We start from the raw sequence: 14,953 nt of genomic DNA on the forward strand, positions 1-14,953 counted from the left end.
GGCATCATCAAGATTAGTCAATTCACGACAAACCGACTTGTAAGTTTTTCGCCCATTGACAATACAGGCGCGGTTTTCCCGACAAACGGCGGGAAAACTTACAAGCAATTGCCCGGAGCGATCACTATCTTTTTCCGGACAGGATGACTAAAAAAATCACCAATCCGTGATTTCGCTTGGACGCCACAACACGTTGAACCGCCAGAAGCGCGGGACGGCAAATCCTCCGGGATGGCTGGACAGGGTCGGGACGGACCCGGTTGCAGCTGCCGCCAGACGTGTTGCCTGACCATACATAACAACACAACAAGGTGGGCATCATGCACTTCAAGAAACTGGCGGCGGTCGCCGCTTCCCTGCTGTTGTCGCTGGGGCTGTCGCTCCCGGCGCAACAGGCGCACGCCGAGGCGCAGAAAACCAAGTACCCGATCATCCTGGCGCACGGCATGGCCGGCTGGGACGAAATCGCGGGCCTGGATTATTTCGGCAACGAGCTGGGCGTCTTCGCGCTGGACGGCTGCCAATTCCTGGAGATCAACGGCTGCAATGACGACGTCAACGGCAGCCAGCTGGCGGAGGCCTTCCAGGTCACCTCGCTGGCCGACTCTGAAACCCGGGGCACGCAGCTGGCCGACAAGGTGCAGAGCTACATGACCACCAAGGGCGTCAGCTACATCAACCTGGTGGGCCATTCGCAGGGTGGTTTCGACATCCGCAAGGCGGCGCACCTGCTGAAGTCGCGCAAGGGTTACACCGTCGTCAACAACCTGATCAGCATTTCCTCGCCGCATCGCGGTTCGCCCTATGCCAAGAAGCTGCTGGACAAGTACGCGCTGAACGGTTCGTCGTTCTGCTGGAACCTGGCCTGGGACGGCACCCCCGCCAATGACCCCTGCGGCGTACTGATCACCAAGATCGCCGATGCGCTGTTCGACGCCGTGAACCAGCAGAGTGTCACCACCCGCAACAACATCATCGCGGCGGGCAAGCAACTGGTGTACAACGACTTTGATCCCAATGACGGAGTCACTACCGGCGCCAAGGCCTTCAACGCCAAGTACAACCTGAAGAACAGCGCCGGAGCCTATGTCGCCGTGCGCTTCCGCTCGCTGATCACCGCGCAGGACGACGGCAACCGCAACCCGGCGCTGAGCGCGCTGCATACGCTGCTGGGCTTTAACGCCGATGGCGACGGCTATTGCGCCGGCGACTGCGACAACGACGGCGCGGCGGGCACCGGCGACGGTTCGGTCTATGACATGGACGACGACGGCCTGGTCGGCATCAACTCGCAACAGATGGGCGGACGCCTGCAGTACAACTCGATCCTCGGCATGCTGGATACCATTACCGAAACCACCGTGACGGCCGTGGACGATCTCAACAATCCCTCATCCGTGGCGATGACCTCGCATACCGGCGTGATCTCGCAGGATCACCTGGATGTGGTCGGCGTCGGTCCCGACACCTTCGATGAACTGGAGTTCTACGCCGCCATCAACGACTACATCGCCAAGGCGGGCGGATGATTCCCTGCTGAGATGATAAAAACCCCGCCTAGGCGGGGTTTTTCTTGCCCGTCGTTCAGGCCGGTTGCGCCTGCCGGGCGGCCGACTTCGCGATCACCTTCTCCGGCAGCACGGCCTTCGCCAGTTCCGCCAGCGCCTCTTCCAGATACTGCGCCAGCCGCTCCGGTTTCTGCACCGATTCCGGGGCTGCGGTAACGCTGATGCTGAGTTTGTCGAGATAGCTCATCACCACCAGCGTCAGGCCGGTGTTGTCATAGATGCCGGCCATGCCGCCGATGCTGCGCATCATGGCGCCGTCCAGATACAGTGGCAACGGCGAGCCCGGCACGTTGGTGATGACCATGTTGAACATCGGCGGCAGGCGGCGGCTGAGGTTCAGGCGGGAGTAAGCGGTCAGCGCCACGCCCGGCCCGGCCGACGGCAGCTGGTTCATCAGCAGGTCCACCGGCACCTCGCGGTTATGCTCCTTGGCGCGCTGCGCATTAGCGTGGATGGCGCGCAAACGCTGCACCGGATCGGCGATGTCGGTGCCGAGGCGGATCAGCATCGACGACACCTGATTGCCACCCTGCCCCTTGGCCGTTTCCGCGCGGCGCGACACCGGGGCCATCGCCACCAGCGAGGTTTCGGGCAGGCTGCCCACGTCCTTCAGGTAACGGCGGGTAGCTCCGGCGCAGATCGCCAGCACCACGTCATTGACGGTAAAGCCGGGCTGGGTGTTCTTGATTTCCTTCACCGTGGTCAGTGACAGTTGTACACTGAAATGGCGGCGCTCGGGCCCGATGGGGCGGTTGAAGTCGGTGCGCGGGGCCCCGAAATAGTGGGGAATGCCCTGGTCCTTGCCGGTCAGCGTGCGCAAGGCGATGCGCCCGGCGATGTCGGCCGTCGATTGCAGCAGGGTGGTCAGTCGGGCCGGGGCGTCCTTGGCGGCAGCCAGTTGGCGGCGCGCCACTTCGCGGACGGTCGGGGCGGTTTCCGGTTGCCAGGTATCGGGGCCCATCGGGCGCGGTTCAGGCGTAAAGTCGAGCAGGCCGGTAATCACCGCTTCGGCGGACACCCCATCCAGCGCGCAATGATGCACCTTCAACAGCACCGCAAAGCCATCGGCGGCATCGGCGGTGCGCACGAACATCATTTCCCACAGCGGCTGGTCGCGTCGCAGCGGCGCGCTGAAGAACTTGCCGCACAGACTTTCCAGGGATTTATGCGTCAGCGGGCCGTTGATGGTGCGACGGCGCAGGTGGTTGTCGAGACGGAAATCCGGGTCTTCAATCCACACCGGGTTGGCCAGCAGCGCGGGCGGGATGTGCAGGCGCTGGCGGAAGACGCGCGCGGTTTGCAGGCGGTTGCCGACATGGCGGCGGAAGCGGTCAAAGGTCATCGCGCCGTCGGCCGGGGCGCTGAAAAGCATGACGCCGCCGACATGCATCGGCGTGCTGTCTTTTTCCAGATGCAGGAAGGAAGCGTCGAGGTTGGTCAGGGTTTGCATGACAGGCTCCGGGGCGGCGCACGGGCCGCGCGTGATTCAGGGAATTCGGGCACACTTGATTGTGTACATTCGTTCACTGAATTTATACGCCGAATTTCCGGAGCTGTCTTGTCCTCGATCAAGCACGAACGTGCCAAATTGTAGGAATCACCCCTTTTCCGACGAACGGCGTGAAGAAGTCCGGGACATACCGGCTTCAACCAAGGCCGGGTTCAGCACACCGGAGTTACCCCCCAGCCCTGCGGGCAGCCCCCCTGTTCCACAGGAGGGCGTAACTGCGGGAAAACTTCAGTCCAATCCCGCCTCAATCACCTGCCGCACCACCGATTCATCCCACTGCTGCTTGCCCAGACGGCGTGGCAAGGATTCCAGCGCACGGCTGATGTTTCTTCCCTGACGGACTGCCTCGACCAGATCGGCCGACAAATCCACCGCCGACTTTTTCTTGCCGGCCAGTTCCGCCCGCACCGCCGCCGGAATCTCCGTCAGCGTGCCGACAATCCGCCCCTTCACCAGACTGGTGAGCATGGCGTTGTCGAAACCGCCGAAGGGCGCGCGCACGTCATCCTTGAACAGCACCAGCGGCTTGCCCGCCGCATAGGCCAGCGCCGCCTCGACGATCATGCCCTCGTCCGGCACGCGGCCGTTGAGGTTGCAGACGACGGCATCGCAGCGCTCGATCAGCTCGTAGACATCCAGCGCGAAGATGGCGTGGTCGATGCGGGTGCGGATGCCGGACAGCGGCCCCGGCAACGGCGTGTTGCCCAACCGCATCACATAGGGCTCCAGGCCGTCGCGGTGCGGCAGGAAGGTGTGGAAACCGGCCTGTTCCAGTTGTTGCGCGATGGCGCTCATGCCGCCGATTTCCTCGGCGCAGAACAGCGGGCCGGAGCAGTAGATGCGGGGAGTGGTCATGCGCTTTTCCTTCACCCCGTCACCCGCCGCCACACCGCCCGCCCGACAAAGCGCAGTTGCGTGCGCGTATCAAAGCGCTTCAGGTTGGTGGCGACAATGCCCTTGGTGAAGCGCGTACGCTTCGAATAGTCCACACGCACATCCACCACCACCGGCTTGCCCTGCGCCGCCAGTTTCATGGCTTCATCAATCATCGGGGCAATATCGCCGTTGCCCAGAATCAGCCGGTATTCGCAGCCCGTAGCCTGCGCCACGCCCGCAAAATCGACCGCGCCCAGCACCGAGCACACCTTGCGGTTGTAGGGAATTTCCTGCGCCTGCGAAATCTGCGACAGCTCGCCGTCGTTGAACACGAACTGCACCACGCCCAGTTCGTTCGAGGCCGCCGTCACCAGCTCCATGCAGGTCATCAGGAAAGCGCCGTCGCCGACAATGCCCACCACCTGCCGCTCCGGATGCGCCAGCTTGGCGCCGATGGTGGCGGGCACGCAGTAGCCCATGCAGTTGAAGTCGCTGGGCGAGAGGAAGTGACGGCTGCGATGCACCGGCAGCAGTTCAGCGGTGAGGAAGGTATGGTTGCCGTCATCGGCGACGACGATGGCGTCTTCGGCCAGCACATGCCGCAAATGACTGAAGAAGCGCGCCGGATTGACGCGGTGGCCGGAGTCATGGCCGAACCATTCGTCGTGATAGGCGATCTTGTCGCGGCGCAGCTGCGCTTCCAGCGCCACGCCATCGACCGTGCTGGCAAAGCCGGAGGTCTGCAGCGCCGCCAGCAGCGTCTTCACCACCGTGCGCGCATCACCGGGCAATTTCACTTTGGCCGGGTAATTGGCGTCGAAGACCTGGGGATTGATGTCGATGTGGATCAGGTTTTCCGGCACCTTCAGGCCATAGCTGCCGGTGGGGATCTCGGCGAAACGGGTGCCGATGGCGATCAGGCAGTCGCAGTCCTGAAAGGCATGGGCGGCGGCGGGCACGGCGTGCGGGCCGAAGGAAAAACCGGCGAACAACGGATGGTTGCCGGGGAACACCGACAAGCCCTGCAAGGTGGTGGAGACCGGTGCGTTCAGCAGTTCGGCCAGCGTCGTCAGTTGTTCCTCGCAGAAGCGCGCCCCCCAGCCGGCGAAGATGCCGGGGCGCTTGGCGCGCTTCAGCAGTTCCACGGCGGACGGCACCTGCGCCAGCACTTCCGGCGGCAGCGACGACGCGACGGCGCGGCGGAACACCGGCAGCTCGCCTTCCACCTCCCCGGCGAAGGCGGCGATGTTCAGCGGCATTTCCACATAGACCGGCCCCGGCTCGCCGTCATAGGCGATGCGCACCGCCTCGAACAGCGTCGGCACCACGTCCTGATGGCGCAGGATACGGAACTGCGCCTTGGTGATCGGCTTCATCAGCGCGCTTTGGTCGATGTCGTGCAGCTGGTAGCGGTGGCCGGAATCAGTGCGGATGCCGCCGGAAATCACCAGCATCGGAATGCCGTCAAGGAAGGCCTCGGCAATGCCGCTGGCGGCGTGCGTCAGCCCGGCGGCGGGCACCACCAGCAGCGTGCCGGGGGCGTCGGTGGTGCGGCTGATGGCGTCGGCCATGAAGGCGCCGCCGCCCTCGTGCGTCACCAGCACCGGCGTGATGTGTTCGCTGGCGTTGAGCTCGTCGTACAGCTCGGTGGTGTGCACGCCGGGAATGCCGAAGGTGAAACGGACCCCGACCTGTTCGAGGGCGTAGCGCAGCAGCTGGGCGCCGGTTTTTCGCATGATGAGGTTTCCTCTGTTTTGTCCGTCGCTGATTCTTTCCCTCCTGTGCAACAGGGGGGCGACCCGCAGGGGTCGGGGGGTCAGGGCAGACCGCCAAACAGGCCGTCATGCCAAGCCGTGTTCAGGCCGCTGCCCGCAACCCCCCTGCCGCCTTCGCGGCTCCCCCCTGTTGCACAGGAGGGTATGGTTCTTTTTTCAGGCCAGCGCCCGCGCCGCCCGCCGCGCCGTCAGGATGCAGCCGGAGAGGAAGGTGCCTTCCAGCGAGCGGATGCCGCTGATGCCGCCGCCGCCGAAACCGCTGCATTCCCCCACCGCGTACAGCCCCGGCAAGGGTTCGCCGCGCGTGTCCAGCACCCGCGACGACAGGTCGGTTTCGATACCGCCCATGCTCTTGCGCGACAGCAGCATGACGCGGATCGCCACCAGCGGCAAGGCGCTGCCGTCGAGGATTTTCTGGAATTTCAGGGTGCGCGCCTTGTCGCCACGATACTGGCGCAGCTGGGCGATTCGGCGCAGCTGGTCGTCGTCGTGAAAGGTCGGGCCGCGTTCGATCTGGGCGTCATAGGGGCCGATGCCGGAACGCAGGTTGGCCGCCGTCACCTTGTCGCCGCCCGCCACCGCGTTCATCTTCGCCGCCAGTTCCTCCGGCGTCGTGGCGGTGACCACATCCGGGCACTGACCGGCCAGCAGTTCGTATTGTTCGTGGTTGCCCAGCAGGATTTCCTTCACCAGCCGCAGCAGGTCGCGCCGGCAGAAGGCGGGGTTGATGTGCGAGCCGGAAATGGCCATTTCCTTGAGCACGATGCGCCGGTTCATCACCAGCCAGCCGTACTGGTCGGGCTGGTTGCCCAGGCGGCGGCAGAGGCGGTGGGTGTCGAAGCCGCTGATCATCGGGTCGGGGCCGATGCGGCAGCCTGCGCTGTCCAGCCACAACGCCGAGCGCGGCGGAATCAGCGACAGGCCGTGATCGGGAAACTGCGGTTGCGGATGGCGGATGCCGGTGGCGTAGTTCCACATCTGCCCCAGCCGCACCACCCGGCCGTCAAACCGGGTGACCACCTCGTGCAGGTGGCCGTCGCCGTCGGGATGCGCGCCGTTGAGCAGCAGCGCGGGCGGCGGGCCGTAGCGCTCGCGGTCCCAGACCTGACGCACCCGTTGCAGGTTGCCGTTGATGCCGCCGCTGGCTACCACCGTCGCCCCGGCGGTGAGGGTGAACGGGACATCCCCGGCCCGGCCGCGCACGCCGCTGATGCGGCCGTTATCCGTCAGGAAGTCTTCAACGTAATGCCCGCAGCGCAGGTCGAGCTTGTCGCGATGGGGGTGGTTTTCCAGGGCGCGGATCAGCGTTTGCGTCAGGTGCAGGCCGGTGCCCCACAGCACGTGGTAGCGCGGCAGCGAATTCAGCGCGCGGTGGTCGCCGCGCTCGACCCAATGCACGATGGGGAAATAATGCACGCCGTGACCACGCACCCAGTCATGGACATCCGGCACGCAGCGTTCGATGTAGGTGTCGGCCCAGCGTTTCGGCCAGTGGTCGTCGGGGCCGAATTCGGCGGCGCGGTACCAGTCGTCGCGGAACAGTTCGGGGGAATCGTGGATGCCGTTGAGGCGCTGCAGGCCGGTGCCGCCGAACAGCATGCCGCCGAAGGCCTCGTTCGCCAGCCCGCCCAGCCGCTCGCGCGGCGCGCGCTCCAGCAAGGTGACGCGGCGACCCTGGTCCAGCAGTTCCAGCGCCGTGGTGATGCCGGCAATGCCGCCGCCGGCGATGACGATCTCGGTTTCCAGCGCGGCGGACATGATGGGCCTCCGGGTTCAGGATGGGGGCGGTGTCCCCCGGACATGAACGGATGGTGCGCCTGCCCGGCCGGGACGGTCTGTCGGGTAAGTGACAATCGCGGCTAAATCCATAATTTTTATGTGTGATTAGGCCACCGCCTGCTTCCCATCCCCCAGCACATCCCGGATCTCCGCAAACACCGCATCGGCCACGCTTTCGTTGCATTCCTCGCCATAACGCTTGCGCACCCCATATTCACTCAGCGTCAGGTGCACATCCGGCTTCAGGCCGTGCTGCGCCAGACAGCCTTTGACGCAATGCAGCGCGCAGCCGTCCAGCGCCACGATCAAGCGCCCCGACTTCGCCTTGTTGACCAGCGCGGGCACATGGCCGCCGACACCGGCAATGCAGGACATTTCCGCCAGAGACGCGCGGTCCAGCCGCAACGCCAGCGAATTGGCCAGCTGCGCCACGTTGGAGCAGCCGGAACAGGAATACACCAGGGGCAGGTGATGATCGGTCATGACAGCCTCCGCAACCGTCCGGGACAGGGACGTTCGACCTGCCAGTGTGCCGGGATGCCGCCGTTCTACCCTTGACCATCATCAAGTTGATCGACCGTCAGCTGCGCTAAAGTGAACCGGCCTCCGGCAAAACAACAATGACGGCTTCAGGAGCAGACATCATGACCACCCCCGCCATCCGCCTCGGTCCCAGCACGCTGCGCAAACGCAACGGCGACACCGCTGCTTTTGACCTCAACAAGATTGAACGCGCCATCACCGCCGCCGGGGAAGGTATTGACGAATTCGGCCCGGCGATGGCGTGGATGCTAGCGCACGCGGTTGAAGTCTATCTGGCCGACCTGAAAGAACTGGACACCGCGCAGGTGCAGGACATGGTGGAACAGCAGCTGATGGAAGCCGGTTACTTCCGCACCGCCCGCGCCTTCATCCTGCAACGCGAGCGGCGTCGCGTGGAACGGCTGACCGCCGGACTCTGACTCCGTCTTCTCAGGGCCGCCGCCTCAACGGCGCGGCGCGCCCGGCAGCCCCAGTTCCCGCCAGTAGGCATCCACCTTGCGCACAATCTCCGGCGAACGCTCGATCGGCCGTCCCCAGTCGCGCTCCGTTTCCCCCGGCCATTTGTTCGTCGCATCGAAACCCATCTTCGACCCCAGCCCGGCCACCGGCGAGGCGAAATCCAGGTAATCGATCGGCGTGCCGGTGACACTCATGGTGTCACGCACCGGGTCCATGCGCGTGGTCATCGCCCAGATCACGTCATCCCAGCTGCGCACGTTGATGTCGGCGTCGGTGACGATCAGGAATTTGGTGTAGGTGAACTGGCGCAGGAAGGACCAGATGCCCATCATCACCCGCCGCGCGTGGCCCGCGTACTGCTTGCGGATGCTGATGATCGCCAGCCGGTAGGAACAGCCCTCCGGCGGCAGCCAGAAATCGACAATCTCCGGGAACTGCTGCTGCAGCAGCGGCACCAGCAGCTCGTTCATCGCCGCGCCCAATACCGAGGGCTCGTCGGGCGGACGGCCGGTGTAGGTGCTGTGGTAGATGGCGTCACGGCGCATCGTCATGCGCTCGACCGTGAAGACCGGGAATTCCGCCACCTCGTTGTAGTAGCCGGTATGGTCGCCGTAGGGGCCTTCCGGGGCGGTGTCGCCGGGACGGATGAAGCCTTCGAGCACGATCTCGGCCTGGGCGGGCACTTGCAGGTCGTGGGTCAGGCAGTCGCTGAGCACGGTCTTGCCGCCGCGCAACAATCCGGCGAAAGCGAATTCCGACATGGTGTCCGGGATCGGTGTCACCGCCGCCAGCATCGTCGCCGGGTCGGCTCCGATCGCCACCGCCACCGGGAAAGGCTTGCCGGGATGTCGCGCCTGCCACGCCTGATAATCCAGCGCGCCGCCGCGATGCGACAGCCAGCGCATGATCAGCCGGTTGCGCCCCAGCAATTGCATGCGGTAGATGCCGACGTTCAGCCGCGGCTTCTCCGGCCCGCGCGTGATCACCAGCGGCCAGGTCACCAGCGGCGCGGCGTCATCCGGCCAGCAGGTCTGGATCGGCAGCAGGTTCAGATCCACCTCAGCCCCCGCCAGCACCCGTTCCTGACAGGGCGCGCGCCCGGTCTGCTTCGGCGACATGTTCAGCACCTGTTTCACCATCGGCAAATGGCTGAACAGGCTGGCCGCGTCGTTCACCTGTTGCGGGTCCTTCAATTTCGCCAGCGTCTCGCCCAGCCCGCGCAGGGCGGCCGGACTTTCCAGCCCCAGTCCCCAGGCAATGCGCTGCGACGTGCCGAAAAGGTTGGCCAGCACCGGCAGTGCATAGCCCTTGGGTTTCTCGAACAGCAGCGCCGGACCGTGCGCGCGCAGCACGCGGTCGGCAATCTCGGTCATTTCCAGATGCGGGTCGATCTCGCGGGTAATGCGGCGCAGCTCGCCGCGCTGTTCGAGGAAGGTGAGGAATTGACGGAGGTCGTGGAATTTCATGGATTTCAGCCCCTTAATGGAAGTCCCCTCTCCCCTTGGGGGAGAGGGTTAGGGAGAGGGGTGCGGCGGTGGTGCCTGAACTGGCGTTGTGTTCGGGCGACTTTCCGCACCCCTCTCCCCGGCCCTCTCCCCCAAGGGGAGAGGGAGTACAAGTCACGGAGTTTGCCCCATGCCCCACCGCCTCACCCTCGCCCTTACCGGCGCCTCCGGCATGCCCTACGCCCTCGGCCTGTTGAAGGCGCTGGTGGCCCGACGCCAGGCGGTGACACTGCTGCTGTCCGACGCCGCTCGTGAGGTACTGCGGCTGGAACACGATCTGGTGATTCCCGCCGATCTCGCCGCTGCCGAAGCCCGCTTCCGTGACCTGTCCGGCGACCGCGACGGTTTGATCCGCCTCTACGCCAATCACGACTGGAGCTGCGCCGCCGCGTCCGGTTCCGGCGCGCCGCGACGCATGGTGATCTGCCCGTGCAGCATGGGCACGCTGGCGGCGGTGGCAACCGGCCTCAGCAACAACCTGATCGAGCGCGCCGCCGACGTGGCGATCAAGGAAGGCCACCGGCTGGTGCTGTTGCCGCGCGAGATGCCGTTTTCCGCGATCCACCTGCAACACATGCTGACGCTGGCGAAGCTGGGCGTGACGGTGATGCCGCCCTGCCCCAGTTTTTATCACCGCCCGACGGATCTCGACGGGCTGGTGGCATTCGTGGTGGACCGGGTGTTGAAGCAGGTGGGGCTGGAGGGGGATGGGACACCTTGGGGTCGCTGATGTCTTTCCCTCCTACGCAGTAGGGGGGAGGCCCGCAGGGGCCGGGGGGGTCAACGGCGGTCCGCTGAACATCCCTTACGAAACTTAGGTAATGTTCCCACCACCTCCCGCAACCCCCCTGCCGCCTTCGCGGCTCCCCCCTGTTCCACAGGGGGGAAGGATTTCAGCTACCACACCACCCACCTTTCCCCCTTCCGCCCCCGCAACAATCCCCCCACCATCCCCGCCACCCGCCACGGCGAAAACTCGCGCGCGCCCAACGCCGACAAATCCACCGAGTCCAGCAGGTTGCGCACCAGCAGTCCCAGCGCGGTATCCCCTTCCATCACCAGCCGGCGGCTGAAGAACAGCGTGTCCGAATCCTCGGTGCGCGCCGCCATCGCCAGGAAGTCCGCCTTGCCGGCGCGGATCGTCACTTCCGGATTCGCCGACGGCAGATGCGGCGGCACGAAACCCTTGGCGGTCAGCAGCAGCGCCAGTTCCATGCCCAGGTCGGTCACCACCAGCCGCACCTGACGGCCGGTCAGCTCCGGCGGAATGGCCGACATCCCGGATTCACCCAGCGCCAGGTTCAGCGCCGTGGCCAGCGCCAGCGACGGCGGGAACTGCGGCAGCCGGAACAGGAAACGGGTCAGCGGCGGCGGCACGTTGACGGCGGAGGCGGCCTGCACGGCGCGCGCGGACAGCGGGCGGCGGTTCATCCGTAGACACTCTGGGCGCTGCGGTGGAACACCAGATCCAGCCCCGGCTTGCCGTGCAGGTAGCCGTTGCAGGGTTCGGCGCTGCGCAGGCGGTCGGCGCGGCGGAAGGCGTCATGCGGGGCCAGCAGGCCGTCCAGCACGTCACGGAACAGCTGGATCACTTCAGCCGTATGCGCCGCCTGCGGGCTGATGCGCAGTACGTTCACGCCCAGCCGCAGCAACTCGGGAATATCGGCGAGGAAATCGCAGGACTTCACCGATTGCGTCTGGATGCCGTTCAGCACCAGGAAGGGCTCGTCTTCCTGCGTGCGCATTTCCAGCCCGTCCGGGTAGTCGCGGCAGACAAACTGGCAGCCGTCCTTCTGGCGGTTGAAATGGCGGGCCGTAAAGCAGCGCGCCGAATAGGCCAGCGGCATGCGGCCGAAGGCGAAGACCTCGGTTTCTATCCCCCCGGCCACCGACTCGGCCAGCAGGCCCAATTGATCCGCATCCAGTTCCACCGAAGCTACCCAGCGCCGCGCGCCCAAACTTGCCATCAATGCCAGCGAGTCCTCGTTGTAGAGGTTCAGCGTCATCCCGGCGACAAAGCCGCCCTCCGCCCGCTGCACCAGGTTGACGGCGGTCATGTCGTTGGCTTCCAGCCCTGACGAGGCCGCCAGCAGCGCCTTCAGCCGCCGCACGTCGCTTTCCGATTCCAGCAGCACCTGGCTGGAAAACACCACTTCCTTCCCCGCCTCGCGCAGGCGCTGGCCAATGCCGATCCAGTCGTCCAGTTCCAGCTCGTGGCGGCGGGCGCAGACGGTTTCGCCGAGATAGACGATGTCCACCGGGGCCAAGGCCATCTCGTCATAGAAATCGAGAATCTGTTGTCGCGGCCAGTAGTAGAGCAAGGGGCCCAGCGACAGGCGGGCGGATGCGGTCATGGTCATACTCCGGTTATTTCCAGGGACGGTGATAGGCCCCCAGCGTGTGCTGGCTGCCTTCCGAAAGCCGGTCCAGATCCGTGGTCCAGTCGCTGCGCACGATGTAGCGCTCGCGGTCGCGCAAGGCGTGATCCATGGCCTGCCGCCAGGTGCGGGCGACGGTGGCGATGTAGGCCGGACTGCGCTGGCGGCCCTCGATCTTGATCGCCTTCACCCCCATGCCGATCAGCTTCGGCAGCAATTCCAGCGTGTTCAGGCTGGTGGGTTCCTCAATGGCGTAATAGGTGTCGTCGTGGACCTTGAAACGGCCCTTGCACAGCGTCGGGTACCCGGCCTTCTCGCCCTCGCCGAAACGGTCGATCAGCACGCCGTTCAGCCGCGTTTCCAGCCCGGCGGGGCCGTGGTCCCAGCGCACGGCAGGCGCGGGCGAGCAGGCGCCATGGTTGTTGGGCGAATCGCCGGTGGCGTAGGACGACAGCAGGCAGCGTCCTTCCACCATCACGCACAGGCTGCCGAAACCGAAGACCTCGATCTCCACCGGCGTCTGCCGCAGCACGGCGGCAATCTGCCCCAGCGACAGCACGCGAGGCAGCACCGCGCGGGCAATGCCGAACTGCTGGTAATAGAAGTCCAGCGCCCCGGCGGTGGTGGCCGAGCCCTGCACCGACAGGTGCAGCCGTGCATCCGGATACTGGCGGCGGGCGTATTGCAGCAAACCGAGATCGGCAATGATCAGCGCATCCACCCCCGCCGCCATCGCCCGGTCCAGCGACGACCGCCAGCGACCCATGCCGCCCGCCTGCGGGTAGGTGTTCAGCGCGGTGAAGACCTGCTTGCCGCGCGCATGGGCGTAATCCACCGCCTGCCGCAGCGTCGCCTCGTCGAAATTCAGGCCGGGAAAATTGCGGGCGTTGGTGTCATCGCGGAAGCCGGTATAGACGCAGTCCGCGCCGTTATCCACCGCCGTCTTCAGCGCGGCCAGCGACCCGGCCGGGCACACCAGTTCAAGCGGCGATGCCGTCATGCGCACTCTCCTGACGATAAGGACGACCCAGCGCCGTGCCTTGCGATAACCCGCGCGCCGCCAGCCCCCGGGTAATGGCGTTGATCACCGGCCACTTGTGCTCGCACCAGGCCGGGGCCAACAAAATGTCGGCGCTCGCCGTGCCGGTCAGGCGGTGGAACACCACCTCCGGCGGCGTCTGGGCGATCAGGTCGATGCACTGCTCCACATAATCGCTTTCCCGCATCGGCGTGTACTCGCCGCGCTTCCACTGGAAGGCCAGCATCGTCGCCTTCACCACATGCAGCGGATGCAGCTTCAGGCCGTCGGTGCCAACGTCCAGCACCTGCCGCAGCGTCTCACGCGCATGGTCGGCGTTCTCGCCCGGCAAGCCGAGGATCAGGTGCGTGCACACCGGCAGCCCGCGCGCCCGCGCCTGCCGCGTGGTTTCCGCGTATTCGGCAAAACCGTGGCCGCGATTCACCTTCGCCAGCGTCTCGTCGAACGCGCTTTGCAGCCCCAGTTCCAGCCACACCTCGTAGCCCTGGTCGCGGTATCCGGCCAGCAGATCCAGCACCTCCAGCGGCACGCAGTCCGGCCGGGTGCCCACGGACAGGCCGATGACATCCGGGTGGGCCAGCGCCTCGTCATAGAGGCGGCGCAGACGATCGATCTCGGCGTAGGTATTGGTATAGGCCTGGAAATAGGCCATCAGCTTGCGCGCCCCGGTCAGGCGCTGCACCGCCAGCGCCCCGCTGCCAATCTGCTCGCTGACACTGCGCGAAGGCTGGCGTTCGGGGGCGAAGGACTCGTTATTGCAGAAAGTACAGCCGCCACGCCCCTTGGTACCGTCGCGGTTGGGGCAGGTAAAACCGACATTCAGCGCGACCTTGTGCACGCGGCGGCCGTGACGGGCCTGCAGATCGTGGCCGAAGGTGTGGACGTACTGCGAGAGATCCATGAGGGCGCGGGACGTAGGGGAAGTGCGGGGGATTTTAGGCGGGAGGGGACAAGGGAAAAATGACGGAGGACAAGGCGGGGGGAAGGTTGACGACAAGACCAGTCATCTACAGTATGAAATTCAACTTTGTTGGGTTTTGGGGTTAAGAGAAGTGAATTCAGATATTTGGGGCGTATTTCACGATGGCGCTATCTCGCGTATTTGGGGAAGCATTCACAAGACTGTCAATCTTGAAATTGACATCTCCTACTTGCGAAACATGTTTTCCGAGCCAGGGGATAGCTTCTTGATTACGTTGGTTAATTGCTCGCTATTCAAGTATACCGAATTTGGCTCATTGCCGACCTTTGACCTTCAGGAAATCGCACAACTCAGCCCTGAAATTCTCTATGTGACAAACGAGGATCCACTGGTTATCAGTTGCGTCAACGGCACAATGGAGCTCATTTATGAATCCATACTAATCGCATTATCACCGGGGATAAATGTGAGCTACGAAGACCTGACAGATGCCAATACAAGATACTGGAACCGCATCAGGACATAGCCCCCGCCGTCCGCAGCCAACTGTTTGAGCCAACACGCCGGACACCGAAGCACAGGAATCGGAAAGGCCGCCC

14 protein-coding genes are annotated in these 14,953 nt (G+C 64.9%); 4 read left to right on the forward strand and 10 right to left on the reverse strand.

The annotated features are described in order from the left end of the window. Positions 1 to 320: 320 nt before the first annotated feature. Positions 321 to 1,529: an esterase/lipase family protein gene (locus EV700_RS12815; protein WP_130414369.1), complete on the forward strand. Its 1,209-nt coding sequence runs from the start codon at positions 321 to 323 to the stop codon at positions 1,527 to 1,529. A gap of 55 nt (positions 1,530 to 1,584) precedes the next feature. On the opposite strand, the gene EV700_RS12820 is transcribed toward EV700_RS12815, so the two are convergent. The 5 genes from EV700_RS12820 to EV700_RS12840 all read right to left on the reverse strand — a co-directional run bounded on the left by EV700_RS12820 (position 1,585) and on the right by EV700_RS12840 (position 7,991). Next, the gene (locus tag EV700_RS12820; protein WP_130414371.1) at positions 1,585 to 3,018 is read right to left on the reverse strand and encodes a WS/DGAT/MGAT family O-acyltransferase; all 1,434 of its coding nucleotides are present in this window, start codon (positions 3,016 to 3,018) and stop codon (positions 1,585 to 1,587) included. 288 nt (positions 3,019 to 3,306) lie between these two features. Beyond that, a complete protein-coding gene (locus EV700_RS12825) occupies positions 3,307 to 3,933 on the reverse strand; it encodes a nucleoside 2-deoxyribosyltransferase (protein ID WP_130414373.1) in 627 nt (208 codons plus the stop codon). Between the two features lie 11 nt (positions 3,934 to 3,944). Further along, positions 3,945 to 5,690 (reverse strand): thiamine pyrophosphate-binding protein, encoded by a 1,746-nt coding sequence (locus EV700_RS12830; protein ID WP_130414375.1) that lies wholly within the window; start codon positions 5,688 to 5,690, stop codon positions 3,945 to 3,947. A 195-nt stretch (positions 5,691 to 5,885) separates the two neighbouring features. After that, complete coding sequence (locus EV700_RS12835; RefSeq protein ID WP_130414377.1) at positions 5,886 to 7,487, reverse strand: FAD-dependent oxidoreductase; 1,602 nt, start codon at positions 7,485 to 7,487, stop codon at positions 5,886 to 5,888. A 126-nt stretch (positions 7,488 to 7,613) separates the two neighbouring features. Then, positions 7,614 to 7,991: a putative zinc-binding protein gene (locus EV700_RS12840; RefSeq protein ID WP_130414379.1), complete on the reverse strand. Its 378-nt coding sequence runs from the start codon at positions 7,989 to 7,991 to the stop codon at positions 7,614 to 7,616. Positions 7,992 to 8,152: 161 nt separating this feature from the next. Here EV700_RS12840 and EV700_RS12845 point away from each other — a divergent pair, with 161 nt between their 5' ends. Then, positions 8,153 to 8,470 (forward strand): ATP cone domain-containing protein, encoded by a 318-nt coding sequence (locus EV700_RS12845; protein WP_165391471.1) that lies wholly within the window; start codon positions 8,153 to 8,155, stop codon positions 8,468 to 8,470. 24 nt (positions 8,471 to 8,494) lie between these two features. Here the strand turns inward: EV700_RS12845 and ubiD are convergent, their stop codons facing one another. After that, entirely contained in the window at positions 8,495 to 9,976 is a 1,482-nt protein-coding gene (gene ubiD / locus EV700_RS12850) for a 4-hydroxy-3-polyprenylbenzoate decarboxylase (protein ID WP_207224671.1), read from the reverse strand. A 169-nt stretch (positions 9,977 to 10,145) separates the two neighbouring features. On the opposite strand from ubiD, the gene EV700_RS12855 reads away from it, so the two are divergent. Continuing rightward, entirely contained in the window at positions 10,146 to 10,745 is a 600-nt protein-coding gene (locus tag EV700_RS12855; RefSeq protein ID WP_130414385.1) for a flavin prenyltransferase UbiX, read from the forward strand. Between the two features lie 167 nt (positions 10,746 to 10,912). Here the strand turns inward: EV700_RS12855 and ubiT are convergent, their stop codons facing one another. The 4 genes from ubiT to mnmL are packed head-to-tail and all read right to left on the reverse strand — an operon-like array spanning position 10,913 to position 14,333. Further along, complete coding sequence (gene ubiT / locus EV700_RS12860) at positions 10,913 to 11,446, reverse strand: ubiquinone anaerobic biosynthesis accessory factor UbiT (RefSeq protein WP_130414387.1); 534 nt, start codon at positions 11,444 to 11,446, stop codon at positions 10,913 to 10,915. Then, positions 11,443 to 12,369, reverse strand: a complete 927-nt coding sequence (gene ubiV / locus EV700_RS12865) for a ubiquinone anaerobic biosynthesis protein UbiV (protein ID WP_130414389.1) — start codon at positions 12,367 to 12,369, stop codon at positions 11,443 to 11,445. The genes ubiT and ubiV overlap by 4 nt, the downstream gene beginning before the upstream one ends. Positions 12,370 to 12,382: 13 nt before the next feature. Continuing rightward, positions 12,383 to 13,393 (reverse strand): ubiquinone anaerobic biosynthesis protein UbiU, encoded by a 1,011-nt coding sequence (ubiU, locus tag EV700_RS12870; protein ID WP_130414391.1) that lies wholly within the window; start codon positions 13,391 to 13,393, stop codon positions 12,383 to 12,385. Continuing rightward, positions 13,374 to 14,333, reverse strand: coding sequence for a tRNA modification radical SAM protein MnmL/YtqA (mnmL, locus tag EV700_RS12875; RefSeq protein WP_130414393.1), 960 nt, complete (start codon positions 14,331 to 14,333; stop codon positions 13,374 to 13,376). The genes ubiU and mnmL overlap by 20 nt, the downstream gene beginning before the upstream one ends. On the opposite strand from mnmL, the gene EV700_RS12880 reads away from it, so the two are divergent. Further along, positions 14,332 to 14,880 (forward strand): hypothetical protein, encoded by a 549-nt coding sequence (locus EV700_RS12880; protein WP_130414395.1) that lies wholly within the window; start codon positions 14,332 to 14,334, stop codon positions 14,878 to 14,880. The two genes, mnmL and EV700_RS12880, sit on opposite strands and share 2 nt — an antisense overlap. Positions 14,881 to 14,953: the final 73 nt, after the last annotated feature.

Origin of the sequence: Fluviicoccus keumensis (assembly GCF_004217445.1) — a bacterium.
GTDB classification, from domain to species: domain Bacteria; phylum Pseudomonadota; class Gammaproteobacteria; order Pseudomonadales; family Moraxellaceae; genus Fluviicoccus; species Fluviicoccus keumensis.

What these genes read in the sequence shown, in the direction of transcription:
- EV700_RS12815 (WP_130414369.1), top strand. Translation starts at nt 321, where the DNA reads ATGCACTTCAAGAAACTGGCGGCGGTCGCCGCTTCCCTGCTGTTGTCG.
- EV700_RS12820 (WP_130414371.1), bottom strand. Translation starts at nt 3,018, where the DNA reads ATGCAAACCCTGACCAACCTCGACGCTTCCTTCCTGCATCTGGAAAAA.
- EV700_RS12825 (WP_130414373.1), bottom strand. Translation starts at nt 3,933, where the DNA reads ATGACCACTCCCCGCATCTACTGCTCCGGCCCGCTGTTCTGCGCCGAG.
- EV700_RS12830 (WP_130414375.1), bottom strand. Translation starts at nt 5,690, where the DNA reads ATGCGAAAAACCGGCGCCCAGCTGCTGCGCTACGCCCTCGAACAGGTC.
- EV700_RS12835 (WP_130414377.1), bottom strand. Translation starts at nt 7,487, where the DNA reads ATGTCCGCCGCGCTGGAAACCGAGATCGTCATCGCCGGCGGCGGCATT.
- EV700_RS12840 (WP_130414379.1), bottom strand. Translation starts at nt 7,991, where the DNA reads ATGACCGATCATCACCTGCCCCTGGTGTATTCCTGTTCCGGCTGCTCC.
- EV700_RS12845 (WP_165391471.1), top strand. Translation starts at nt 8,153, where the DNA reads ATGACCACCCCCGCCATCCGCCTCGGTCCCAGCACGCTGCGCAAACGC.
- ubiD (WP_207224671.1), bottom strand. Translation starts at nt 9,976, where the DNA reads ATGAAATTCCACGACCTCCGTCAATTCCTCACCTTCCTCGAACAGCGC.
- EV700_RS12855 (WP_130414385.1), top strand. Translation starts at nt 10,146, where the DNA reads ATGCCCCACCGCCTCACCCTCGCCCTTACCGGCGCCTCCGGCATGCCC.
- ubiT (WP_130414387.1), bottom strand. Translation starts at nt 11,446, where the DNA reads ATGAACCGCCGCCCGCTGTCCGCGCGCGCCGTGCAGGCCGCCTCCGCC.
- ubiV (WP_130414389.1), bottom strand. Translation starts at nt 12,369, where the DNA reads ATGACCGCATCCGCCCGCCTGTCGCTGGGCCCCTTGCTCTACTACTGG.
- ubiU (WP_130414391.1), bottom strand. Translation starts at nt 13,393, where the DNA reads ATGACGGCATCGCCGCTTGAACTGGTGTGCCCGGCCGGGTCGCTGGCC.
- EV700_RS12880 (WP_130414395.1), top strand. Translation starts at nt 14,332, where the DNA reads ATGAGGGCGCGGGACGTAGGGGAAGTGCGGGGGATTTTAGGCGGGAGG.
- mnmL (WP_130414393.1), bottom strand. Translation starts at nt 14,333, where the DNA reads ATGGATCTCTCGCAGTACGTCCACACCTTCGGCCACGATCTGCAGGCC.